At 65.4% G+C, this 22,631-nt stretch carries 19 protein-coding genes; 11 read left to right on the top strand and 8 right to left on the bottom strand.

The features are described 5' to 3' along the window. Positions 1-342: 342 nt before the first annotated feature. A complete protein-coding gene (locus D187_RS17380) occupies positions 343-1,362 on the top strand; it encodes a hypothetical protein (RefSeq protein ID WP_002628686.1) in 1,020 nt (339 codons plus the stop codon). 106 nt (positions 1,363-1,468) lie between these two features. Then, positions 1,469-2,557: a trigger factor gene (locus tag D187_RS17375; RefSeq protein ID WP_002628685.1), complete on the top strand. Its 1,089-nt coding sequence runs from the start codon at positions 1,469-1,471 to the stop codon at positions 2,555-2,557. Positions 2,558-2,567: 10 nt separating this feature from the next. Here D187_RS17375 and D187_RS17370 read toward each other — a convergent pair whose 3' ends face one another. Next, a complete protein-coding gene (locus D187_RS17370; protein ID WP_002628684.1) occupies positions 2,568-3,311 on the bottom strand; it encodes a hypothetical protein in 744 nt (247 codons plus the stop codon). Between the two features lie 335 nt (positions 3,312-3,646). Between D187_RS17370 and D187_RS17365 the strand changes: the two genes are divergently transcribed. From D187_RS17365 to D187_RS17340, 6 genes are all read left to right on the top strand, one after another. Continuing rightward, the gene (locus D187_RS17365) at positions 3,647-4,147 is read left to right on the top strand and encodes a hypothetical protein (protein WP_043430251.1); all 501 of its coding nucleotides are present in this window, start codon (positions 3,647-3,649) and stop codon (positions 4,145-4,147) included. Positions 4,148-4,278: 131 nt separating this feature from the next. Then, positions 4,279-4,704, top strand: coding sequence for an Rrf2 family transcriptional regulator (locus D187_RS17360; RefSeq protein WP_002628683.1), 426 nt, complete (start codon positions 4,279-4,281; stop codon positions 4,702-4,704). Between the two features lie 73 nt (positions 4,705-4,777). Then, a complete protein-coding gene (locus tag D187_RS17355) occupies positions 4,778-5,707 on the top strand; it encodes a protein-ADP-ribose hydrolase (protein WP_002628682.1) in 930 nt (309 codons plus the stop codon). Positions 5,708-5,720: 13 nt separating this feature from the next. Continuing rightward, positions 5,721-6,563, top strand: a complete 843-nt coding sequence (locus tag D187_RS17350) for an SIR2 family NAD-dependent protein deacylase (RefSeq protein ID WP_002628681.1) — start codon at positions 5,721-5,723, stop codon at positions 6,561-6,563. A 108-nt stretch (positions 6,564-6,671) separates the two neighbouring features. Then, the gene (locus tag D187_RS17345) at positions 6,672-7,595 is read left to right on the top strand and encodes a patatin-like phospholipase family protein (RefSeq protein WP_043430247.1); all 924 of its coding nucleotides are present in this window, start codon (positions 6,672-6,674) and stop codon (positions 7,593-7,595) included. A gap of 151 nt (positions 7,596-7,746) precedes the next feature. Then, entirely contained in the window at positions 7,747-8,655 is a 909-nt protein-coding gene (locus tag D187_RS17340) for an alpha/beta hydrolase family protein (RefSeq protein WP_002628679.1), read from the top strand. 108 nt (positions 8,656-8,763) lie between these two features. On the opposite strand, the gene D187_RS17335 is transcribed toward D187_RS17340, so the two are convergent. Continuing rightward, on the bottom strand, positions 8,764-8,988 hold the full coding sequence (locus tag D187_RS17335; protein ID WP_002628678.1) for a hypothetical protein: 225 nt from the start codon (positions 8,986-8,988) through the stop codon (positions 8,764-8,766). A gap of 505 nt (positions 8,989-9,493) precedes the next feature. Continuing rightward, positions 9,494-9,646 (bottom strand): hypothetical protein, encoded by a 153-nt coding sequence (locus D187_RS55210; protein ID WP_155893402.1) that lies wholly within the window; start codon positions 9,644-9,646, stop codon positions 9,494-9,496. Positions 9,647-10,193: 547 nt separating this feature from the next. Between D187_RS55210 and D187_RS17320 the strand changes: the two genes are divergently transcribed. The 3 genes from D187_RS17320 to D187_RS17310 are packed head-to-tail and all read left to right on the top strand — an operon-like array spanning position 10,194 to position 16,184. After that, positions 10,194-11,375, top strand: coding sequence for an HlyD family secretion protein (locus D187_RS17320; RefSeq protein ID WP_155893401.1), 1,182 nt, complete (start codon positions 10,194-10,196; stop codon positions 11,373-11,375). Next, positions 11,372-14,044, top strand: coding sequence for an ATP-binding cassette domain-containing protein (locus D187_RS17315; RefSeq protein WP_020918098.1), 2,673 nt, complete (start codon positions 11,372-11,374; stop codon positions 14,042-14,044). Before D187_RS17320 ends, D187_RS17315 begins: the two co-directional genes overlap by 4 nt. Continuing rightward, on the top strand, positions 14,037-16,184 hold the full coding sequence (locus D187_RS17310; RefSeq protein ID WP_002628673.1) for an ATP-binding cassette domain-containing protein: 2,148 nt from the start codon (positions 14,037-14,039) through the stop codon (positions 16,182-16,184). The genes D187_RS17315 and D187_RS17310 overlap by 8 nt, the downstream gene beginning before the upstream one ends. A 96-nt stretch (positions 16,185-16,280) precedes the next feature. Here D187_RS17310 and D187_RS17305 read toward each other — a convergent pair whose 3' ends face one another. From D187_RS17305 to D187_RS17285, 5 genes are read right to left on the bottom strand one after another with little or no spacing between them, the layout of a single operon-like run. Further along, entirely contained in the window at positions 16,281-17,621 is a 1,341-nt protein-coding gene (locus tag D187_RS17305) for a YcaO-like family protein (protein ID WP_002628672.1), read from the bottom strand. 5 nt (positions 17,622-17,626) lie between these two features. After that, complete coding sequence (locus tag D187_RS56365) at positions 17,627-19,333, bottom strand: DUF6817 domain-containing protein (RefSeq protein ID WP_002628671.1); 1,707 nt, start codon at positions 19,331-19,333, stop codon at positions 17,627-17,629. Beyond that, positions 19,323-20,690, bottom strand: a complete 1,368-nt coding sequence (locus D187_RS17295; protein ID WP_002628670.1) for a JmjC domain-containing protein — start codon at positions 20,688-20,690, stop codon at positions 19,323-19,325. Before D187_RS17295 ends, D187_RS56365 begins: the two co-directional genes overlap by 11 nt. Further along, entirely contained in the window at positions 20,687-21,730 is a 1,044-nt protein-coding gene (locus tag D187_RS17290) for a hypothetical protein (protein ID WP_043430241.1), read from the bottom strand. Before D187_RS17290 ends, D187_RS17295 begins: the two co-directional genes overlap by 4 nt. Beyond that, the gene (locus D187_RS17285; RefSeq protein ID WP_002628669.1) at positions 21,727-22,563 is read right to left on the bottom strand and encodes a SagB/ThcOx family dehydrogenase; all 837 of its coding nucleotides are present in this window, start codon (positions 22,561-22,563) and stop codon (positions 21,727-21,729) included. The genes D187_RS17290 and D187_RS17285 overlap by 4 nt, the downstream gene beginning before the upstream one ends. Positions 22,564-22,631 lie beyond the last annotated feature (68 nt).

Genomic DNA, 22,631 nt, shown 5'->3' with positions numbered 1-22,631 from the left:
CACTGGCCGTGAGCGACTTGCCCTCGCGCCAGAGCAGCTCCTCCACCCGGAGTAGGAGCTGCCTGAGCCCTGCTCCCGTGCGCGAGCTGATCGACGTGCAGGAGCAGATCGGCCTCGGAGAGTTCCTCGAGCGTGGCGCGGAAGGCATTCACCAACGTCGGAGGCAGCTCGCGGATGAACCCCAGAGTGTTTCCCTGCCCGGCCGCCACGCTCCCTTCCAACCAGGAATGACTCGCCGCGTCATCCGGTGTGGAAGAAAGAGCACCCCCCCTCAGGAAACCTTTCCTCTCGGCTTCCGATAATCCAGCACTGTCTTTCCAAGGAATTTGAAGGGGAGTCGCCGTGAGCCTGATCGATGGAGTCAAGCGGGGGGTGTCGCGCGCCACCCACACCGTGGCGCAGAAGACGACCGCACTCGTGAAGAACCCGGCCAAGGCCGCGGAGACCGCGAAGTCGGCCTTCGACGGGTACCAGAAGCTGCGCAGCACGCCCAAGGACGTGTTCGACAACGCGCGCGCCGTGAAGCGGGATGGCTTCAAGGCGACCGTGAGGAACAACTGGAGCAAGGCGGCGGAGAAGGCCACCAACCCCAAGGACACGCTCAACAAGCTGGGCGTGGCCAAGAAGCTGAGCGGCGCGGTGGGCACGGTGACCAACGCCGTGAAGCTGCCCGGCCAGGTCGGCACGGCCATCAAGGACGTGCGCGATGCCCTGCGCTCCGGCTCGGCCGAGCAGCGTGACAAGGCGATCGGCTCGGTGGCCACCGCGGCCAAGACGGCCATCAACACCGTCAAGGGCGGGCTGGAGCTCACCCGTGACGTGCAGAAGTTCGGCGGCGCCTACCGCGCGGCCTCCCAGGCCTTCCGCACCGCGGCCCCCAACGCCACGGGCAAGGCGGTGCGCGCGGCGGCCACCACCGCGGCCAGGCACGCCTTCCAGGGTGCCACCGAGGGCGTGGCGCGCCGTGGCGTGCAGGAGGCCGTGAAGAAGGTGGCCCAGAACGGCACCTCCATCGCCAACACCATGGGCGCGGCGACCCGCGCGGCGGGCCGGACGCTGGCGCGCGAAGGCGCCGAGGCCGCCGGCAAGGCCGCGGTCCAGGCCGGGGTTCGCGCCGCCGCCGGTCCCGTGGCGAAGGCCGCGGGCCGCTTCGTCCCGGGCGCCAACGTCGCCATCGCCGCCCTCGACGTGGCGAGCGCCTACTCCACCGTGAAGGATCCGAAGGCCAGCACCACCAAGAAGGTGACGAGCGTCATCACCGCCGTCGGCTCGGTGGCCGCCGCCACCAACATCCCCGTGGTCAGCCAGGTGGGCGCCGCGGTGTCCACGGTCTCCAGCTTCGTCGGCGGACTCTTCGGCTAGCGCGCGCTGTCACCGGAATGCTTTTCTGGTAGGCCTCGTGAAACGCACGCGCTTCAACCCAGTCTGGGACCATGGCCGTGGCACCTACCTGCCAGGAGGAGTTCCGGTGGCACAGAAGAAGACGCACGGCGGTGCGGGGGTCCCCGCGTCGCCCCCCTCGCCGGTGCTCCATCTCACGCGGCATTTCCCCCAGGTCCCCGACCTGGGGGGGGCCCGGGTGGTGCTGCCCGAGGTGAAGGCGCCCTCCACGGAGGGCCTCGAGGTCACGGTCCCCGCGCCACCGCCGCTCTCCGAGGAGGACCTGCTGCGCCGCTTCCACGAGCTGGCGCGCTCGCTCGCCGAGAGCCGCGACCGGCGGCCGGGCGAGGAGGTGGCGATGGGCGATGACGTCCAGCTCGACACGCTCGCCTACGCCAACGGCCAACTGCTGCCCTTCAGCATCCGCACCAGCTTCTGGATGGAGCTGGCCCCCCAGGAAACGCTCCCCGGCTTCGCGGAGGCGCTCGAGGGCGCGGCCGTGGGCGACAGCGTGAAGTTCGACATCGTGCTGCCCGACGACTACCCGGTGGAGTCGCTGCGTGGCATCACGGCGAGCTTCCTCGTGGACATCCGGGCCGCGCGCGAGGTGCGGGTGCCCGACACCGACTCGGACGAGTTCCTGCGGCGATTGGGCCGGGGGTCCACGCACGAGGAGGTGATGGACGCGCTCGCCAACGAGCTGCTCGACGAGCAGTCCGACGTGCTGTGGCTGGAGGCGCAGAACCTCGTGTTGGACCTGCTCGCCTCGCGCACCGAGGTGGAACTCCCCACGTCCCTGGTGGACGAGGAGATCCGCCGCCGCTGGCAGGCGGCCGAGGGACAGGTGCTCGAGCAGAAGGACTTCTCGCCCGCGGAGAAGCAGGAAGCGCTCGACGTGTGGATGAACGATCCCACCACGCGCTCGGAGGTGGAGCGGCGCTTGCGCGTTTCCCTGGCCCTCAAGGCCGTGGCCGCGCGCGACCAACTGCAGCTGCCTCCCGGGAAGGCCTTCGAGGTGCTCGAGGACTCGGCCGTCGCCTTCGGCCTGACGCCCGCGCAGTTGCGCGAGGCCATGGTGGAGCCCGAGTCGGCGGGCCTCATCCAGAACGTGGCCTGGCACCTGCTGGCCGTCGAGCACGTGATGGGCATCGCCCAGGTCCACTTCGAGGGAGCGTGAGCCCCTCCCCTCAGGGAGTCAGCAGGGCGAGAATCTCCCGCACATAGGGGGCGTCGCACTCCACCCCCGGTGTGTCCGGCCCGGAGGCTGTCTCGCACCGCTGGAGGACGTGCAGGAGCGGATGATCGCAGGCCAGGGCGGTCTGTCCCACGGAAGCCAGCTCCGCGCGGGCCTTCTTCTCGGCGGCGTCGAGCCGCTCGGCCCGGGCGGGCTCCTGTTGGCGAAAAGCCGCTTCGGTCATGGGCTTGCCATCCGGCAACGTCCGGCCTCCACGTCGCAACCCGTCGACGAGCAGGGGCACCCTGCACATCTCCAGGGAGCGGGCCGCGCGCGAGACGTCCCGGCCGTCCGCGGGCCTCGTCCCGGGAGGAGGCCCGGCCCAGACGACCCGGCACGGCTCGAGCATGGGATTGTCGCCCGACTGGCCCCGCGCGAGGCCGTGCATGGCCACGAGCTGCCCCGCGGCCAGATTTCCGGCGGCGGCCGCCTGCCCCGCCTCCACCTGGCAGAGGACGGACCGGGTGGGCTGCTTCGACGCGAAGGAGACCACGAGGCGTCCGCCGTCCTCGTGGACCGCCTTGACCAGACCGGCCACCTCCACCTCGCCCCCGTTCACGACGCCCCCGCCGTCCGGGGAGAGCATGCCGTCCGGCGAGGTGCGCACCATGTCCGCGGGCGCGGTGGGGACCGAGGACTTCTTGCACCCTCCACCCGCCACCAACCCCAGCACCGCCACCAGCCACCCACGCTTCAACACGACCTCCTCGAGGGATGAACGACCAACACCCTACCGGAAGCCGCCACCCTCGCGCTGGCCGTTGAAGACACGCCTGTTTCCACCCGGCGGCGCCCCTGCCCGCCGAGCAGGGGCGCCGCCCCGGTCGTGCGGCTCACCGTCAGCAGGACGTGGACGGTGTCAAAGCATGCACGGATGATTCGGCGACCGTCCGCCAAACCACAACTACTCTGGACAGGTACTTTCCCATTGGCATCCCACGGGTCCAAGGTGCCCATGGCGTTAAGCCAATACGTCATTTGACGTCACATCCACATGTGACACGACGTATTTTCAAGTGGGGGGGATTTCTCATGAAGAAGATAATGATTTTGGCTGTGACGTTGTCGGCATCCGTCGTCATGGCCGAACCGATGAACCTATATCGCGTGTACAACGGCGATGGGTCGGATCATTTCTACACCACCAACTTCGACGAAATGATCCGTGCGGTCAATGGCGCCTATGACTACGAAGGCGTCGCTGGAAGATGCCACTCCACTCAAGAAGCGGGGACAGTTCCGCTCTATCGCCTCTACAAAGGCGGAAGCACGAACGACCACTTCTACACGGCATCCTGGCAGGAGAGGGACCTCGCCATCGCCCAGCACAAGTACGTGGACGAAGGGGTTGCGTGTTATGTCTATCCACAACAACAGCCGGGAACCTGTCCGTTCTACCGGCTTTGGGGCCATAGCGACCACTTCTACACACAGTCCTGGCAGGAGGCGGTCAGGGCTGTTGGTAGCTACGGCTACAGCTACGAAGGCGTCGCAGGGTATCTCTCGCCCGCGTCTGGGGCCTGTCCCAACTGACCGCCTGCGGCTCTCCCCCTTCAATAGGGCGCCCAACCGATTAATGCTCCAGCCATGGCGGGAGGAGCGGCACAGGCCGTGTTGACACGACGGTAAACGGAAACTATGTTAGTTACAGTTCAAGTCCACCGATGAACACCAGCAGCCGATTCACCGTCGCCATCCACATCCTGACCCTGCTCGCCCATGGTGGGGGGGAGCAGCTGACGTCGGAGTACATCGCGGGGAGCGTGAACACCAACCCGGTCGTCATCCGGCGGTTGCTCGCGCTCCTGCGTGACGCCCGGCTGGTCACCGCCCAGGTCGGCGCTGGAGGTGGCTGGCAGCTCGCGCGGCCTCCCAAGGGAATCACCCTGAGGGACATCTACCGCGCGGTGGAAGGAGGCACCCTCTTCCCCCTGCACAGCACCCCCCCCAATCCCCTCTGTCCCGTGGGGAGCACCATCCAGTCCGCGCTTGCCGGACACTTCGAGGAGGCGCAGCTCGCGCTGGAAAAGGACCTCGAGCGCACGACCGTCGCGGACCTCGTCAAGGAGCTCGGTGCGCTCTCCCGCTAGGGAGGGACACGAACCTCGTTTTTTTTGCCCTTATTTGTAACCACCTCTGTTTCATTTTATTCTGGTGATGACCGTGTCCTCTCCCACTCCAGCGCTGGCCCTCGACGCCTACCGAGGGCTCGTCTCCCTCGACACCCCGTTCACGCCCCCCGCCCCGGCCTCGGAAGAGGAACGCCCGGCCTTGTCACGGCGTCTGCTCGCGCACCTCCAGGCGGATGGCACCGAGCAACGGCTGCGAGAGGAGTTGGGCCCGAGCACCCGGCTGGGGGCGGATGAGCGGGACTGGCTGCGCGCGCTCCTCACGGTTCGCGGCCCCCGGGAACTGCCGGAGGACTTCCACCTGGCCCTGGACCGGCTGCTCCAGGCGGAGCGGCGGATGCGCCCCGAGGTGGACCCCATGCGCCTGCCCCGTCTCGGCGACGTCCCGGGCACGGCGGCCGCCCACTGCGCCGTGTGGCAGGGGGACATCACCACCCTCGCGGCGGATGCCATCGTCAACGCCGCGAACGCCCAGCTGCTCGGGTGCTTCCGTCCCTTCCACCCGTGCATCGACAACGCCATCCACGCGGCGGCCGGCCCCAGGCTGCGTGAGGACTGTGCCCGCATCATGAGAGCCCAGGGCACGCCCGAGCCCACGGGCCACGCGAAGGCGACCCGGGCCTACGACCTGCCCGCCCGCTACGTGCTGCACACGGTGGGGCCCATCGTGCGTGGCGCCTTGCGCCCGGAGCACGAGGAGGCGCTCGCCGCCTGCTATCGCGCCTGTCTGGACGTGGCCACGCGGCTCCAGGGCGTGCGCTCGGTCGCGCTGTGCGCCATCTCCACGGGGATCTTCGGCTTTCCCAAGGAGCCCGCCGCCCGGGTGGCGCTGCGCACGGTGGGAACGTGGCTGCGCGAGCACCCCGGCGCGCTCGAGTTGGTGCTGTTCAACGTCTTCGGTGACGAGGATCGCGAGGCGTATTCCGCGGCCCTCCGGAGGGGAGCCCTCGATGCACACGCATGAAGGAACACGGGACATGAAGCACGAGAAAGCGGTGGAGCTGGCACGGCGATGGCTCGCGGAGAGCGAGCGGGTTCTCATCGGCGCGGGGGCGGGCATGTCGGCCGCGGCGGGCATCGACTACGGAGACACGGCGACGTTCGCCCGGCTGTTCCCCGCCTTCGTGCGCCTGGGTTTTCGCGCCCAATACCAGTTCATTGGCCACGAAGGCCTCACCCCCGCGCAGCACTGGGGCTTCTGGTCGACGCACGTGAAGCACGTGCGCTTCGGGGAGGACGAGCGCCCCGCCTACCAGACACTCCGGCACCTCGTGAAGGACAAGGACACGTTCGTCCTCACGTCCAATGTCGACATGCTGTTCCCTCGCAATGGCTTCGACGAGGCGCGGCTCTTCACGCCGCAAGGGGACTACGCGCGCATGCAGTGTCGGAAGGCCTGCACTCGCGAGACCTGGCCCACGCGGCCCTTCATCGAGCGGTGCCTCGCGGCGATGGATCCAGTCACCCAGCAGGTGACCGAGCCGGACGCCCTCCCCCGCTGCCCCCGCTGTGGAGGGGACGTCTTCATGAACGTGCGCCTGGACGCGTCCTTCCTGGAGGAGCCCTATGTCGAGCAGGCGCGGCGCTTCCGGCAATGGATGCGCGACGGCGCGGCACGACGGCTGCTCGTCATCGAGGTGGGGGCGGGCTTCAACACGCCCTCGGTGGTGCGCTGGAGGATGGAGCACCTCGTCCACCACCACCCCGATGCCCGGCTGATCCGCATCAACCTCACGGACCCCGAGCTTCCCGAGGAGCTCGGCGAGCGTGCCGTCTCCCTGGCGATGGGGGCGAGTCAGGCGTTCGAGCTGCTGGGCTGAGGGTGTCCCGACACGGACTCCGTCCTCGTGCGCCAGGGTGATATCAGGCCTCGCGAGATACCGTTATGCACCCCTCCTCCGGAGTCCATGATGGGGGGGGCAGTCGCCATGTCTGAACGTGTTGCCACACTCGTGCTGTCTGGCGGAGGAGCCAAGGGTGCATTCCAGATCGGCGCCGAGCGCGTCCTTCGCGAGGAACTCGGCTTCCGCTGGGAGCGCATCATCGGAGTCTCCGTTGGAGCCCTCAACGCCACGCTCCTCGCCCAGCGGGAATACGCCCGGTTGATGGACCTCTGGATGAACATCCGGGAGGAGGACATCTACCGGAAGTTCTCCTGGCCCGTCGTGGCCTTCCGGCTCGCCGTCCAGCACAAACTCGGGTTCTACGATGACTCGCCGCTGCGAGCGCTCATCCAGAAGCACGCGGCGGGGCGGCCCTTCCACGTCCCCACCCATGTGGGCCGCGTCTCGCTCGTGTCGGGGGAGTACGAGCTGATCAACCATGAGACCCCCGACTTCCTCGACGCGGTGTGGCACAGCGCGACGATGCCCGTCATCTGGGAGGCGATTGGTCCCCAGTCCTTCGTGGACGGAGGACTGCGCAACGTCACCCCGCTCGGCGACGCCCTGGACTTCAACCCGAGGGAAATCGTGGTCATCGCCTGTAGCTCGGGAAAGACAGAGCAGGTGAACCCCCCGGCCAACATCATCGACGTGGCCAAGCGCAGCCTCACCGACATCACCATCAATGAAATCCTGCTCAATGACGTCAATGAGTTCATCCGCATCAATAACCTGGTGCGTCAGGCCCACGCGGCGGGTCTGGAACTGAAGAAGCCGGACGGCAGCGCCTACCGCCACTGCCCCATCACCGTGATCCAACCCAGCAAGCGGCTGGGGGACACGCTCGACTTCTCGTCCGTGACCATCCGGTTGCGCATGCGCCACGGCGAGGAGATCACACGAATGGAGATGGCACGACAGAGCGTGATGAACCTGCCGCCCCCCGTGCCGCCCACCCGCGTGTCATAGGCGGACTGGAGCCAATGAGCCCAGCGCACGCCGGGCGCCTCGCTGGGATTACTCGATTTTTACGTTTATACCGTTTTGCTTCCTATTCAGATCGGAGGATGCTCAAATGATGTCTACCCATTGACCGCTGCCTCACCGGAGGTTGTCTGCCATGAAGAAAGTTCTCGCTGCCGCGCTCATCGTGACCGTGTCCGCATGTGGTGGTGAAGAAGGAGGCTCGTGGAGCGGCGCGGAGGACAGCGCCTCCGACGCGCTCGCGGGCACGAGCGCCAGTCTGGCCCAACCTTCTCCCACCTTCCTTCCCAAGCCCACCGGCACCTGTCCCGAGTTCAAGGATGGAACGCTGACCTTCCAGCCGGCGGGCGTCGCGGCCCGCTCGGTTCGCATCTGGATGTCGGACGCGGCCAAGACATTGGATGGCCCGCTCGTCTTCTACTGGCACGGCACGGGCAGCCAGCCGACGGAGGCCACCACGGGCATTGGCACGACGCAGATCGAAGCCATCAAGGCCCAGGGTGGAATCGTCGCGGCGCCAGCACATGATCCCGCCGCGGGCACCTTCCCCTGGTTCTATGTCTCGTCCACGTCACGCGACGATGACTTCCGCGTGGCGGACGAGATCCTGGCCTGTGCCATCCAGAAGGTCGGCATCAATGTGAGCCGCATCCACAGCATGGGCATGAGCGCGGGTGGCCTGAACACCACGCACATGAGCTACCGCCGTTCTGGCTACATCGCGAGCGTGGCGACCTACTCGGGTGGAAGGACCTCCACCATCCCGACGCAGGATCCGACGAACAAGTTCGCCGCCATGATCTTCCATGGAGGCTCGTCCGACCAGGTCGTCATCAACTTCCAGACGGTGAGCCAGAACTACTACAACGACCTGAAGTCCAAGTCCCAGTTCGCCATGATTTGCAACCACGGCAGGGGGCACTCCATCCCCACGGACGCACGCGCGGCGGTCTGGCAGTTCCTCCAGGCCCACCCCTTCGGCACCGTCCCGTCTCCCTACGCGGGCGGACTGCCGAGCACCATGCCGAGCTACTGCCAGCGATGAGCCGCCAGGGCCGCACCGCCTCCGGGTAGATGCAACCCGACTACAAAAGTAATTTCGTGGAGAAAATTCGCCGACCTAGTGGAGTGTCCGACAAGTTTTTCAACATAGTCAGGACAGGTGCCGGTCCACCCACGAATGCATCCTGGCGCGGGTCCAGGACCAGGAGAAGGGGTGGGCGCAGAAGCGGTTGTACCCGGGCCAGCTGGCGTCGAGGTGCTCGACGAGCGCGTCACGGCTGGCCCAGTCCCCTCGTTGCAGGTAGCGCTCGGCGAAGGCGCTTAGCAGCAACTCCGCCTGGTTGAGCCAGGAGGCATGGGCTGGAGTGAAAATCACCCGGACATGCGGGTAGTGAGTGCGAAGCGTGCCACCAGGGCCAGGCTCCGGATGGACCAGTGCGTCATCTGCAAGCCCACGCCCGCCGACTCACAACACGCCAACTGTTCCACCTCCACTCGCTGCAGGGGGGGGGAAAGCTCCCGCGGACGGCCGGAGCGGGGTGCCTCCAGCACCACATCGACACCCTACGCTTCGTAGCGACGGCACAAGTGCCAGATGGTGGTGCGCTCCAGCCCGAGCTTGTCGGCCAGCTCCGACACGACGGTATCCGGGTCGGTCATGGGTGTGCGCCCATGCCCTTCTCGTGCGCGGCGCCCACGGTGGGTGCTCGACCTGAGCGAGCAGGGCGAGCAGGACCGGAAACTCGCGCGCGTAGAAGTGCCCTGGCCGGTACTCGGCGGGAGATGGCAAGCGCACCACACGCCGCTCCGTGGCCGCTGCGGCGGCCCAGTCGGTGAAGAGCAACAAGGCGCCATGCGCCTCATGCTCCAGGTGATGGACCCTACGCCGGGCTCAGCTGAGCAGGCCCAGAGGACAGCTTCCGATGCTCCAGGATGACACGCACCCCACCGGGAGCCGCCAAGTACGACAGCACGCGCAGGGGGGCCTCGAACAGCTCCCAGCGCTCGGCATCATTCTGCATCGCCCTGCCCATGAAGAACCGCCTGGGTTCGACGCCCGTGCTATGAACGCACCCGACAAGCGAGAGCAGCATCAGGGCTTGGCACCATCTCACGAGACCCCGCATCAGACCATCCTGTCAGGAGGGCGAAGCTGGAAACAAAACCCCGGTCCGCCAACGGACCCCGAGCCAGGACGGCGGGAGATGTCCGACGTCCTGCGCCGGGTCCGGGTGGGCATAGTCGTGAGCATGCGCTCTCGCCTCCTCTGAGTTGGTGGAACATCATAGGCCCACGGACTATGTCCAATGACTTCGTTTTACAGTCCACTATCAACCCCGGGCTATGAGCCCGTGGCGGCGAGCTTGCTCCAGCCATGAGCTGCTGTGATGCCTCCGAGACATCCCTGCAGGCGCGCCTTCGGTCCTAGTTGAGCGTCGGTCCAGAGGGGGCGGCCGTCAGACTCCGGCCACCGCGTTCTGGTTCCTCTGCCACCTTTCTCCATGCCTCCCCCTCTATACAGAGCCTCCATCTGTTCTATGCTCTCCTACGCGCAATCCAGCAAGGGAGAGGTAACTGTTCGTGGCCGTACCCATGCAGTTCAGCCGCACACTCCGGTCAATCGAAAAGGACGGTTTTCGTCCCTATCTGCTCCTGCTCGGACTGGGCGGCGCGATGCTCTTGCTCTGGCTAGGCTGGTTCCTTCTCATTCCACTCGTGGTTCTGGAAACGTCTGACCAGGCTCGGGTCGAGACGACGATTCACCCAGTCGTAACGGAGATAGACGGCCGCATCGTTCGCAACGAGCTGAAGCTGGGCAGAGAGGTAAAGGCCGGCGAGGTCATCGCCCAACTCGACTGCCGCGTGCACGAACTCGCGTTGGAAGAGGAGCGCACCCGCCTTGTGATGGTCAAGGCACAGCTCGCGTCGCTACTCTCTGAGCGCACCCAGACCCAGCAGACAGTGAACAAGCTCCGGGGCGTCGCCCAGGCGCGAGTTCGTGAGACTGCCGCCGAAGAGGAGGCCGCCCGTACTGCTGCCGTATTCGCAGAGAGGCTCTCCGCCGGAGTGAAAGAGTTGCACGAAGGGGGATACGTCTCGGCCGAGGAACTCGAACGCACCCGCACCGAGGCACTCCAGCTGCGCTCAACGGCACTGGCATCGACTCAACGCCTCCTGCGGACACGGGAGGAGGGAGGTGAGAAGCTCGCGCGCGAGTTCGCCCGGATCGAACGGCTCAACAAGGAGATCGCCGAATCTGAGGGCGCCATCGAGACCCACAAGCAGATCATCGAGCGCCTCAACGAAAAGATCGCCAAGTGTTCCATTCGTGCTCCGGGCAACGGGACCATATCAGATGTCGTGGTGCCCGACTCTGGTGCCTACCTGTTCGCCGGGACTCGCGTCGCTGCTGTGGTCGGACAAGGCGCTTTCAAGATCGTGGCCCATTTTCCTCCTTCTTCTGTCGTGGGAAGGATCAAGCCAGGACAGCCAGCGGTGATGCGCTTGCAGAGCTTCCCTTGGGTCGAGTATGGAACCCTATCCGCGCATGTCTCGGGTGCGGCGAGTGAGATCCGGGAAGAACAACTGCGCGTCGAATTCGTACTCGACGAGAGAAGCCCCACGCGCATTCCCCTGCAGCACGGGCTCCTTGGCTCCATCGAGGTGGAGGTCGAGCGTATCACACCGGCACAACTGGTGTTCCGTAGCGTTGGCAAGTGGTGGTCGAGTCAAGGCGCGGCCAAGGGAGTACCCTCTTCATGAAGCCTCGTCGGTCCTTTTTCGTCCCCGAGGTCGTCCAGTATTCTTCGACCGACTGCGGTCCTGCCTGCATCAAGAGCTTGCTGGCGGGCCACGGTATCCAGGCCAGCTATGAGCGGCTCCGAGACGCCTGCCAGACCGACGTCGACGGCACATCGATCGATACCCTTGAGGATGTGGCACGAGGACTCGGCCTGAATGCAATGCAGCGCATCGTGCCGATCGATCACCTGCTCATCCCCGAGGCGGAGCTGCTCCCCTCCATCGTCGTGCTTGGCAGCCCCGACCGATCGACCCACTTCACCATCGCTTGGAGCCGGCAGCACCGCTGGATTCAAATCATGAATCCCGCCAGTGGCCGTCACTGGGTCACGGCCTCCAGTATCCTCTCGGACGTTTATCGCCACACGATGGACATCCCGGTCGCCCTATGGTTCGAATGGGCGAAGGACAGCTTCTCGCCCGCGTTCGCCCAGCGGCTTCGAAGTGTTGGAATTCGCGACCCGGAGGCCTGGCTGAGCCGCTGCGCGAGCGACACCAGTGGCCAGACCTTCGGTGCGCTCGATGCGGCTCTGCGGCTTGTCGACACCCTATGCCGGGCCGGCGGCATCAGGCGCGGAGCCGAAGCCGAAAAGCTGTTCGCCCGCTACTTCGAGGAGGCCAGCTCGAACCCGGAGCGCGCGTTCGACCTCATTCCGGAGCACTGCTGGACCATTCGCCCAGCGCAGTCGGAGAGCGAAGACGGCGAGCCGGCCGTATCTATCACCGGTGCGGTGATCGTGCAGATCGCCGGGCTCCGCACCGATGTGGCGAAGGAGTCCGGTGCCTCTCGCGAGCTGAAGGCGGTGTTGAAGGAGGCTCCGCTTCGACCGCTCAAGATGGCGATGGACACCTTTTCGAGCGACGGCACTGGCCGGCTCGGCCTGCTGGCTGTGGGCGTCGCCGTTGCTGCCATCGCGGCCCTCGTTGAAGCCGTCGTCGCCCGCTCTTTTCTCGATCTCACCAGGGCGCTCGGAGGAACCCGCGAACGCTTGATGATGCTCGGTGGATTTCTCGGATTGATGAGCACACTGTTGTTGCTTGAGTACGTCCTAGTGGGCAGCTCGATGAGAATCGGACGGCGCCTTGAGATTCACCTGCGTGCGCTATTCCTCGACAAAATTCCGAAGCTACAGGACCGTTATTTCCGTAGCCGCCCGACCTCTGACATGGCTGAGCGAGTGCACAGCATCCACCGGGTCCGTCAGTTGCCGATGATCGGCCGCGGCGTACTCGACGCCCTCATAGCGATGCTGGCGACCACCGCAGCCATCTACTGGCTCGATGCGCGGAGCGGGTGGATAGCGCTTCTGGGCGTACTCATGCTGATTGTGACGCCGCCGTTCTTTCAACGGGCCTTCAGCGAACGGGACCTCCGGCTCAAAAATCGCTCATCGATCCTGGTGCGCCACTACCTGGATGCGCTCCTCGGGCTCGTGCCGCTCAAGGCGCACAGCGGCGAACGGGCGCTGGCGAAAGAATACGAGCACCACCTTACCGAGTGGGCAAGGGCCTACAAGGACCTTCTGCGTTCCTCGGTGTCGCTGACAGGCATGCAAGGGCTCCTAGGACTTGCCATCTCCCTGGTGCTGGTCGCGGTCTACCTGCAACAGTCACGTGAGCTGGGACCCGCGCTACTGCTCGTGTACTGGGCGCTCTCGCTCCCAGGCTATGGCCATGGCCTCGCCATTCAATTCTCGCGGTATCCCGAACAGAAGAATCTTGTGACCCGCATTCTTGAGCCGCTCGATGCGCTCGAAGACACCGCGAACGGCTGTAATGGCGTGCCCGCCGAGCCTACGCAGGAGATGCCGTTGCACCCCGGCACCGCTATCGAGTTTCGGGAAGTCACCGTGAAGGCTTCAGGGCATACGCTCCTGGAGCGGATACAGTTGAGCATTCGCCCAGGCGAGCAGATTGCTGTTGTTGGTCCGTCGGGAGCGGGCAAGTCAACCCTGGCCAGCGCCATCCTCGGATTTCTTCCTCCTGCGGAAGGCTCGCTCCTCATCGACGGCAACATCTTGACGCAGGAGCGGCTGCGCGCACTGCGGAGCTCGACCGCGTGGATCGATCCCAACGCTCAGCTCTGGAATCGCACGATGCTTGAGAACCTCACCTACGGCTCCACCCTGGACGGCCGTCGCGCACTCGATGAGGTGCTCGCGCGCGCCGACCTCTACCCGGTGCTCGAGCGGCTGCCCCATGGCCTGAGGACCCTGATAGGAGATGGCGGAGGGCTACTCTCCGGAGGTGAGGGGCAGCGAGTTCGCATCGGCCGCGCGTTCTCCAAGACACAGGTGAAGTTGGCGATTCTCGACGAGCCGTTCCGTGGACTCGACCGGAAGAAGCGGGCCGCGCTGCTGAGGGAGGCACGAGAGCTCTGGCGCGACGCAACTTTCCTGTTCATTTCGCACGATATCCAGGACACGACCAGCTTCCCACGCGTGCTGGTCGTGGAGGGTGGCCGGATAGTCGAGGACGGGCTTCCTGAGAGGCTTCTGAACAGCCAATCCCGCTACTCGCGGCTCTTCCATGCCGAGCGGGAACTGCGATCGGAATTCTGGGAGGCTGAGCAGTGGCGGCGCATCCGGTTGACTGACGGCCGCTTCGAGGAAGGCAAGACTGATGAGTGAGCTCGCGTCCAAGCTACTCTGGCCTCTTTCGAGGCTCGGCGAGGGGTTTGAGTTGCTTCTCGCAACCACCTCGCTGAGCCAGCGGTTGGTGAGGCTTCCCAATCCAGACGCTCGCTTGCCCATCGTACCTGAGGAGATGTTCCGTGCGTGGCTTGTGCGCACTGCCGACCAGCTCCAGTTGGAGACCCTTGAGGTTGAAACGACGTATAGAGAACTCGAGGACTTCCTTCGAAGGTCGCCCCCAGCGCTGCTCCGGGTAGCGCACCCAGATGGGCTGGCTTTCGTACTCCTCGCCAGAACCTCGCGAGGCAAGGCGGTTGTCATCGACGTCCTTGGCATTCGCCGCACACTGCCGCTGCGGGGGCTGGCGGGGCTGCTCACTGCGAAGCTGGAGGAGCGCCACAAGCCCGTCGTTGACCGGATGATGGAAAGCGTCACCGGTTCCGAGCGCAGGCGCGCACGAGTCCGGCGCGTGCTGATGACAGAGCGGCTTGGCGTTGTACGGGTCGTGCGCGCCATTCTCCTTCGCGACACAGTCCGCTCGGCATGGTGGGGGCTGGTGCACCGCTCCCCGGTGCCGTTACGCCTTGCATCCTTCCTCACCGCACACGCAGCGGAGTACGCGCTGCTACTCCTGTCGTGGTTCACCATCGGAAGGGCACTGCTCGAAGACAGACTGACAGCAGGAGCCGTCGTGACCTGGGGCCTCCTGCTGCTAACCACGGTTCCAGTCCGGATGTTGGTCACTGATCTCGGCGGCCGTTTGATGCTTGAGGCAGGTCTGCTCTTCAAGCGCCGCATCCTTGAGGGGGGACTTCGTCTCCTGACAGACGAAATCAGGACCCAAGGTGCGGGCCAGATGCTGGGCCGGGTCATGGAGGCGAACCTCATCGAAACCCTCGCGCAGTCAGGCGGCGTGCTGGCGCTCACGACGGTCATCGAGCTCGCCGGGCTTTTGTTTATTATCGCGCGAGGGGCAGCACCGTTGACGCAGTTTCTTGCTCTCGTGCTGACGCTAGCGCTTGCAGCGCTCCTCGGCAAACGGCTGTACGTCGCGCTCGGCTCCCTCTCGGACACCCGCCTGGAACTGACTCATGAGACCGTTGAGCAGATGGTCGGCCATCGCACGCGCCTGATCGAAGAGCGCCCGGACCGATGGCACACCCGGGAGGACGACCTGCTCGACCGCTACCTTGCGAGCATGAAAACTGCCGATTGCCGCGCCGCGAGGCTCCTGATGCTGATTCCTCGGGGCTGGCTCATCGTCGCGATCGTGGCGTTGACTCCTTTCATTCTCGACGCGAACGGATCGTTCGATACAACTGCGATCTCCGTGGGCGCGGCCTTCCTCGGCATGAGAGTGTTCGCCCAGGGGACCAGCAGCGCAGTCCATCTGGTGCTGGCCGCTGTCGCCTGGAAACGGATTGGCCCCATTTTCCGGGCCGCGACTCGCGACGCGCAAGCACCTACCTGCGAACTGTGGCAGGAGGACCTGCCGATGGATCGCCCTCGGGTCAAGTCCACTTCGGCGGTGGTGCTTCAGGCGCACGATCTCGTCTTCCGCTACCGGGAACTTGGTCGCCCACTGCTGAATGGCGCGTCGCTCACGGTGCGTGACGGTGACCGGATTCTGCTTGAGGGACCCTCCGGCGGCGGCAAGTCCACCTTCCTCTCTCTGCTGATGGGCTTCCGCGATCCGCAATCCGGCCTCCTGCTGCTTGAGGGTTGGGACCGACATGCCATTGGACTCGAGCGCTGGCGGCAAAAGGTCGTTGCCGCACCGCAGTTCCACGAGAATCGTATCTTCGCTGAGTCGCTGGCGTTCAACCTGCTGCTGGGCAGAGCTTGGCCTCCCAGCCCGGATGACCTCCGCGCCGCGCGCAACATCTGTGCGGAACTAGGCCTCGGACCGCTCCTCAAGAGAATGCCCTCAGGAATGGATCAGCTGGTAGGTGAGATCGGGTGGCAGCTCTCGCACGGAGAGCAGAGCCGGATCTTCATCGCGAGGGCGCTGCTGCAGAGCGCACGGATGATGGTGCTCGACGAGAGTTTCGGCGCGCTCGACCCTGAGACGATGCGGAGGGCGTTGCGTTGCGTCCTCGATCGTGCACCCGCGCTCATCGTCATCGCCCATCCCTGACCCGGCTGGCCGTCCTGGCCTCGATGATGAGGATGAAGCGCGGCAGGCCCCCTACCCGACGGCGCGGTTGGCTCGTTCGCTGGGCGCACTGCGCGCCTACCCGAATGGAGTCGGCCACGGACGCGGCCCTCCAGTGTCGCGCTCAAGGATGCGCAACGCAGGCAGGATGGTGTGGAGCGCGTGGAGCCCCAGGAAATCAGTCAGGAGGTTGCCGCGGTCGAGGACATAGGCCTCGACGTGCGCCGCCTCGAGAATATCTTCGAGTTCGCACTCGACTGTGTTCTCAAGATGGTCTCCGCGCTCGGCTTGGTGGTATCCCCAGTCGCGCAGCAGCCCATCAGCATTTGCCGGGTTCAGGTAGAAAAGCAGATGGTCGAACGGCGTCGGCAATCCGTCGCGGGGCCGCTCCGTCCTGCTGCGCAACGCCTGGGTGCAGTGTCCGTAGAGCTCACGGAGCGCACTGGCGATCGCCTCCGAAGGTGAGCAACCGGCGCCCGAGCAGACCACGAGCGATGGAGCCGACTCGGCCCTGCTGCGACCGAAGGCCACCGCCACGTGCACCCCCGGTATTGGTTGCTCCATCGAGAGTTCGACGTCGAAGCCTAACCGTTCGAGAGGTTCAATCCACTCCGCGCCGGGACCTGTCAGCGCTCGCGGCCGCAGAAGGAACTTCAATTGTGCGGCCCACAGCGTTGCCAGGGCTGCTCGCTCGAGAAACTCGAGACAACCCGCTCGAAACGCGGCTTGTGCATCGGGATGGACCGCCAGCCCCGTGCTGCTCCCCCGGATGCCAGGCTCAGGAGGAGGTACGGCGGGGTTGATGAGTTCGAGCGGCACGAGTTTGACGTCCCCGGTGCGGCGACCGCGCGCCTCCACCCACCAGCGGTCGAGGCCCGGCGACAGCCGCGCATCGTGGATGGTCTGGCCCGATCGGGTGTCCTTCGTGTGGTACACGATGGGCGCCCTCGGTCGTAAGAACAGAGAGAAGCGCTCGAGGGCCTCGATGCTTGCTTTGAGCTCGGCTTCCGCCCGCACGAACGCGACCCCCGCGCCGACGAGCGGCTGGAATGCGGCGGAGACCTGCCTCGGTCGGTCCATGATGGCCACCGAAACGTAAGGACCTTGAGGGCCCCCCTCGACGTTGCGCGCCTTGATGGGGCCGAGCGGGCCTGGCGTCAGGTATCGCAGCAGGTCGGAGGCCCCATCCACCCTCTCACGATGCTCAAGATGCCGCGAACACTCGGGGTGCGGGAGGTACGGGCGGGAGAACTCTATTCCGTCTGGGTCCCTCAGCCATATACGGGGGACGCGCGGTAGTGGATTCGCAAGGTGGTCGGGGTCCACCTCGAGGTCCATGGATTCGAGCGGCAACCAGAGCTGCGCACACCGCACGCATGGCGCTTCGATATCAAGGCCGGCCAGTGTCGTTCGTTCCATGTGTGTCACCCCGCCGAAGCTGCCGCGGCAACCAGCCACTGGTCGAGGTGAAGGCTCTTGTCCCAGGGCGTTCCCCACGCCGTCAGGAGCGCCGCGCCTCGACGGGCATGGCCCTCGGCTTTGAGGTGTTCTCCGCGGGCCGCGCACAGGCGCACAAGGCGGATGTGCGGCTCTCCGACCCATGGATTCAGGGCCACGGTCTCACGGAGGTGCTTTTCCTCTCCTGGTGCGCCGGTGTGCGCTTGCGCATACGTGGCGAGCGCGGCCTTCTCCTCTTCGGGAGTCAGTACTGCGCTGCAATGGTCGAATACCGGTGGTACCGCGTACAGGTGACTGCGAATGACACGGCCGAAGTGCGACACTTTGGACATCCAGAGGCCCGGCGCGCGGTCGCGATACGCCACCTGCTCGGCCAGGTTCGCCATCTCGACCACCAAGAGGGCCGCGACCACCCGCGGGCTGAAGCGCTGCTGCTGCTCGGTGTGCAGGTTGTGGAGTATTAAGCCACCATCGAGCGTGTGACGCTTGGCGACCTCCGCCGTCAGCCGAAACCGATCAACAGTGCAGAACAGGAATACCAGCGCCTCGGCCGTCTCGCCGATGAGTTCGCGTACCGTCTCCCGTTCCCAGGGGGCGAACAGGTGCTCGCGGAAGAACTGGGTGGAGTAGGCGCTGTGAAACATGCCTGCCCGGCAGATTTCGGAACGCTGCCGCCAGCCGCGGAGAATTCTCCCGGTGCCGAGCAGATGGTCGCGGAAGGTGCCCACCGAGTGCTGGAAGCGATCAGAGCCGCGCTCCGCGAGCGCAGAAGCCAGCATCGGGACACGGGCGTCCTCGAACCCCTCCTTTCCCGGGCGATTCAAGACTTCGAGCGATGCCAAATCATCCTCGCGCCAGACAAAGCGCGAGGCGTCGTATGAATGTCGGCCACGCCGTCCGGTGGCCGGCTCATTGACCAACGCGATCCCTGGGTCGGCGGATCCTTTGGGACACCCAAGTCGCAACGAGACCTCATCGATGAGCCGTTCAAGCCACGCACCTCCTGGAGCGCCGACGGCCGCAGTGCGGAGCCTCTCTGTATCAGGATGCGTCGCGAGCGGCCCCAGTCCCGGAAAGACAGTCTCCTCGAGGACCGCCGCGAGCGGCTCGCCCTGCCCCCTTTCGAGCCGCGGGCCAAGGACGATGCCTCTGGCCGTCGGCACGATGAAAAGGGCCGATATCTGCGATGCGCGTACCCGGCGCTCTTCCTCGAAACACCTTCCAAGCGTGCAACCATCGAGAACGACAAGCGCCAGTCCAGCCCCCCCCTGCTGAAGATTCTCTATTGGGATGGGGTCAAGTCCGTAGGCGCGCGCAAGCTCGCGCGCGAGGGGTCCATCGCCGGCAACCGAGATAGGCTCGGCTGGGCGCTCAACGCGAAGCCACGAAGGCCGCCTGCTGCGCGCCTCCTCCTCTGTTACGAGGAGCAGCGGAGCAAGAGCCTCGAGTAGTTCGTCGGTAGGGAGTCCCGCACAGCGCTTGCTCAGCTCCGCACGTAGCATCCCCCAACTCACCGGAGAGCGCGCGAGTTCGCTGATCGCGCCGAGCACATCGCGCGGCAGCCCTTCAAGAATCGAACTCCCTTGCGCTCCGATGATGACGGGGTGCCCCTCGATGGTCGACGCAATGTCGACCGTCGGGTCGATCAACACTTGCCGATCGTCAGGCCACATCGGGTACTCGCTCGATGACACGATGCGTGTAGAGGAGGCCGAGCAGGTCCGCGACGTCTGCCCAGGCAGGACTGGAAGTACCCGCGTTCCACTCCAACACCTCGCGCGCGCGGAACTTTGTGACCGCCGCGAGCCGTCGGAGGATTGGCAGCGCCTCGATGGAGAGGCTGAGCAGCGTGGAGCCATGGAGGAGGTGCGCGGACGGCTCGCCGCCCCCATCCGGCTTCTCGTAGACCATCATCGGGTAGTCGCGACGAACCCGGAACATCTGCTCCTCGTCCACTGGCGGTACTTCGGCAGGTGCTAGGGCGCTTTCATCGGACGCGAGGTCGTCGAGGGTGATAAGGCGACGCCACATTTCCTCGAGCTCAGGCCCTTCCGCGGAGAGGCGATCGATGGCGTCCCGAAGCTCCGCAAGTCGGCTCTGGAAGTAGGAGAGGACGTTTCCGGGTAGCCGCTCGGGGCGGTTGGGCGCCGGAGGGGCTCCGCTTCGCCAGCTCTCGTGCTGCCTGAGCATTGGCTCAATCACGTCACGCACCAGCCCCAGGAAGTCCGCGTGCTGGAAGTAGAGGTTCAATGCCAGCGAGTGCTCACCCGCCTTGGCGGCATGCCACGTCCCCGCCGGCAGGGAGAGCAGGTCGCCTGGGCGTAGTGTTTCGGAAAGAAACTCGTTCTCAGGGATCGGGATCACCGTCTCCCATGGCTCGATGGGCACGAAAGCGTCTACGATCTTCGAGGCCTGGACCGCGCCACCGTTGAGCGCATAGCTGGCATTGCGCTGCGGAAATGCGAGCGCCGGGCGGGGAGCGTATGACCAGGTCTTCTCTCCCTCGATCTGGAGCGACATCGCGGTGCGTGCGTCGTAATGTGTATAGAAGCCACCGCCACTGGCGGAGAGATAGCAATTGAAGCCCACGCGGCCCGAGAAGCCGAGATCCACCTTCACTCGACGCACTACCGCCGCCAGGAACGGGTCGACTAGGTGGAGGTTGGTGATGCAGAGGGTCGCGCCAGCCTCAAGCAGTGGGCCGATCTCCTCGTAGGAGGCATCAATGAACGCGCTTTTCTTCGCGTTAAGTCCACGTTCGAAGTTCGCACGCATGTCGAAGCCGCGGGGCTTATGCTGGCTGCCGATGTAGAGCGCGCGTCGAAGCGAATCCATGTCGAGCAGCCTCTTGAACTTTTCCGCCTGCCCGCGCACGAACAGGGCCTGCTTCCCGAGGTACTCGGCGGCGAACTGCTCGATCGTGATCGGCGCGAGAATCTCCCGAAGTTCCGTTGCTTCAGATTCGACGTTACGGCGCTCGGGGCGCCAGCGGGGAGCACTGCGAAAAAATCGAACGAAGTCGAGGGTCATGGGTTCACTCGGTGGGCTTCGGTAAGTTGCCTCCGCAGCTTATCGGCAGCCGCGAGGTGCCACGCGTGGCCATCCGCTTGTCCGGACGGCGAGTTTAGGAACGGCTCGTACAGTTCTGACAAGGCCATGACGGCTTGACGAGCGAGGCTTTCCGGCTCCATCGCGACTCCCCCACGTGAGGAGACCTCTCGCACCCAACCTCGCCAGAGCTGGCCGGCAGCGCCGCCACGTCGGAGGAACACCTGGAGAGCATACCGCCAGAGCGTGGTGTCTACCCCTGCATCCTCGGGAGCCGTGGCAAACAGCACCCATGTGGTCAATTCACAGAGAAAGCGCTCAACATCTTCGATGCCAGACCGCCGGCCGAGGCGTTCACCCGGAAAGTGAAAGGTGGAGAACGGACCGTTCGCCGAAACAAGCTCAAGTACGCATCGGAGCTGGATGATTTGACGTGTGATGGTTCCAGCATTGGGCACGATGCCCTCGGCCCTGCACGCGTCTTCCCAATCCGGCGCCTCGATGTCGAGCAGCACCAGATTTCGGTGGAGCAGGACGTGCTCGCGCGGATCCACCCAGCCCTCGAACGAGAAGGGGTAGGTCAGGATTTCCACCCTCGCGAGTGCCTCCCGGCTGCGTCCCGACACATCTTGCAGACGGTAGAATTCGACCTCACGCCTGTCGCCCAGTAGTGGCCCATTGAGGAGTGTGCTCGCCAGGTGCCGCGCGGCGGCGGCAAATCGGTCCCTTTCCTCGAATGCTGCATGGTCGCGCGCAATCAGCGCCAGCACCCGCGAGGAGCCGATGAGCTTCCCGGCAATTAATGTCACGTCGCTCTCCCGGTCGCGCCCTAGCAACTGGAGGAGCTTACCTTCGTCTCCCAACCCGAGTGCGTGCGTCCACCTTCGGGCGAGTTCCAGGGGGGTGCCTCCTGCGAGAAGCCGGAACTCCATGTGCTCAAGCTGGCTTGCCGTGAGAGACCGTCCCTCTTCGAATCGGCTTGAGATCTCCTGCCATATGAGAGTGGACCGCTGGGTGCTCATTCGCCGAGGTCTCCCTGAAGGCCCAGCACGAGAAAGGAGGCGTAGGGCTCTTCGACAAGCCGCTCGGAGTCCTGCATCAGGTGGAGGTCATCGCGCGGTTCGAGCTTCAGACTGTACTCATCGGCCACGAGGTGGAGGTTGCCCTGGACGTGACCGATCTCATGGAAGAGGTCCTTGTAGATCCATTTGTCGCGGTAGCGCCATTGGAAGCGCTCGAAGATCACCGAGACGGTGAGCAACACTTGGCCGGCTTCGAACGGCACGTCGGCTCTCGTGTCGAGCTGCTCCAGGGCGTGAGCGATCGGATCATAGTGGTAGGTGCCCTCCGGGATGCATGCCCCCTCCGCCACGCACACATAAGCCTCAAGCGGGTGTCGAGCGCCCAGCGATGGCACCGGCTTGAACTGCATGGTCAGGACGTCGAGGAAGGTCGCCTGGCGAAGCCGCCCGAAGGACCAGAAAAGCAGGACCCCCAGCTTGCCCGCGCGGTCGAACGGCTCTCCTAGCGATGGGTGGTGCAGCAGCAGCCGGGGCGCGTTCGGATAGGTTTTTGCTATTGGCGGAGGCTGCTCGCACTGGAGGTACGCGTCCATCCTCGAGCGATCGTTCATGAAGACCGTCTTCTCGGAGTAGTCGAGGAACTGGACCACTCCGCGCAGCGATTGGAACGCCGCGAGGTCGAACGCAGGCCCCTCTCCGGCTTCCCGAGCCCAACGTGCCCACTCCAGCCAGGAGCCGCGCGCGCGGAGAAGCCCAAAAGACTTGGCGGTCTCGATGTCCTCTTCCCGCGTGAGTTGCTCCGGGCTGGAGGCGAGCCCCGCGAGAGTGTCCAAGCTGCCTTCCTCGGGAGGCTCAATCTCCGCGTGGAGATCGATCGCCGGGTTAGTCAGGATCCACCGCC

It is taken from the genome of Cystobacter fuscus DSM 2262 (assembly GCF_000335475.2).
GTDB classification, from domain to species: Bacteria; Myxococcota; Myxococcia; order Myxococcales; family Myxococcaceae; genus Cystobacter; species Cystobacter fuscus.
The sequence above is the reverse complement of the archived record's forward strand: the minus strand, read 5'-3'. Positions and strand labels throughout refer to the sequence as shown.

Coding starts and splice junctions, on each gene's coding strand:
- D187_RS17365 (WP_043430251.1), top strand. CDS start 3,647: ATGAAGAAGATAATGATTTTGGCTGTGACGTTGTCGGCATCCGTCGTC.
- D187_RS17360 (WP_002628683.1), top strand. CDS start 4,279: ATGAACACCAGCAGCCGATTCACCGTCGCCATCCACATCCTGACCCTG.
- D187_RS17350 (WP_002628681.1), top strand. CDS start 5,721: ATGAAGCACGAGAAAGCGGTGGAGCTGGCACGGCGATGGCTCGCGGAG.
- D187_RS17345 (WP_043430247.1), top strand. CDS start 6,672: ATGTCTGAACGTGTTGCCACACTCGTGCTGTCTGGCGGAGGAGCCAAG.
- D187_RS17340 (WP_002628679.1), top strand. CDS start 7,747: ATGAAGAAAGTTCTCGCTGCCGCGCTCATCGTGACCGTGTCCGCATGT.
- D187_RS55210 (WP_155893402.1), bottom strand. CDS start 9,646: ATGGGCAGGGCGATGCAGAATGATGCCGAGCGCTGGGAGCTGTTCGAG.
- D187_RS17315 (WP_020918098.1), top strand. CDS start 11,372: ATGAAGCCTCGTCGGTCCTTTTTCGTCCCCGAGGTCGTCCAGTATTCT.
- D187_RS17310 (WP_002628673.1), top strand. CDS start 14,037: ATGAGTGAGCTCGCGTCCAAGCTACTCTGGCCTCTTTCGAGGCTCGGC.
- D187_RS17305 (WP_002628672.1), bottom strand. CDS start 17,621: ATGGAACGAACGACACTGGCCGGCCTTGATATCGAAGCGCCATGCGTG.
- D187_RS56365 (WP_002628671.1), bottom strand. CDS start 19,333: ATGTGGCCTGACGATCGGCAAGTGTTGATCGACCCGACGGTCGACATT.
- D187_RS17295 (WP_002628670.1), bottom strand. CDS start 20,690: ATGACCCTCGACTTCGTTCGATTTTTTCGCAGTGCTCCCCGCTGGCGC.
- D187_RS17290 (WP_043430241.1), bottom strand. CDS start 21,730: ATGAGCACCCAGCGGTCCACTCTCATATGGCAGGAGATCTCAAGCCGA.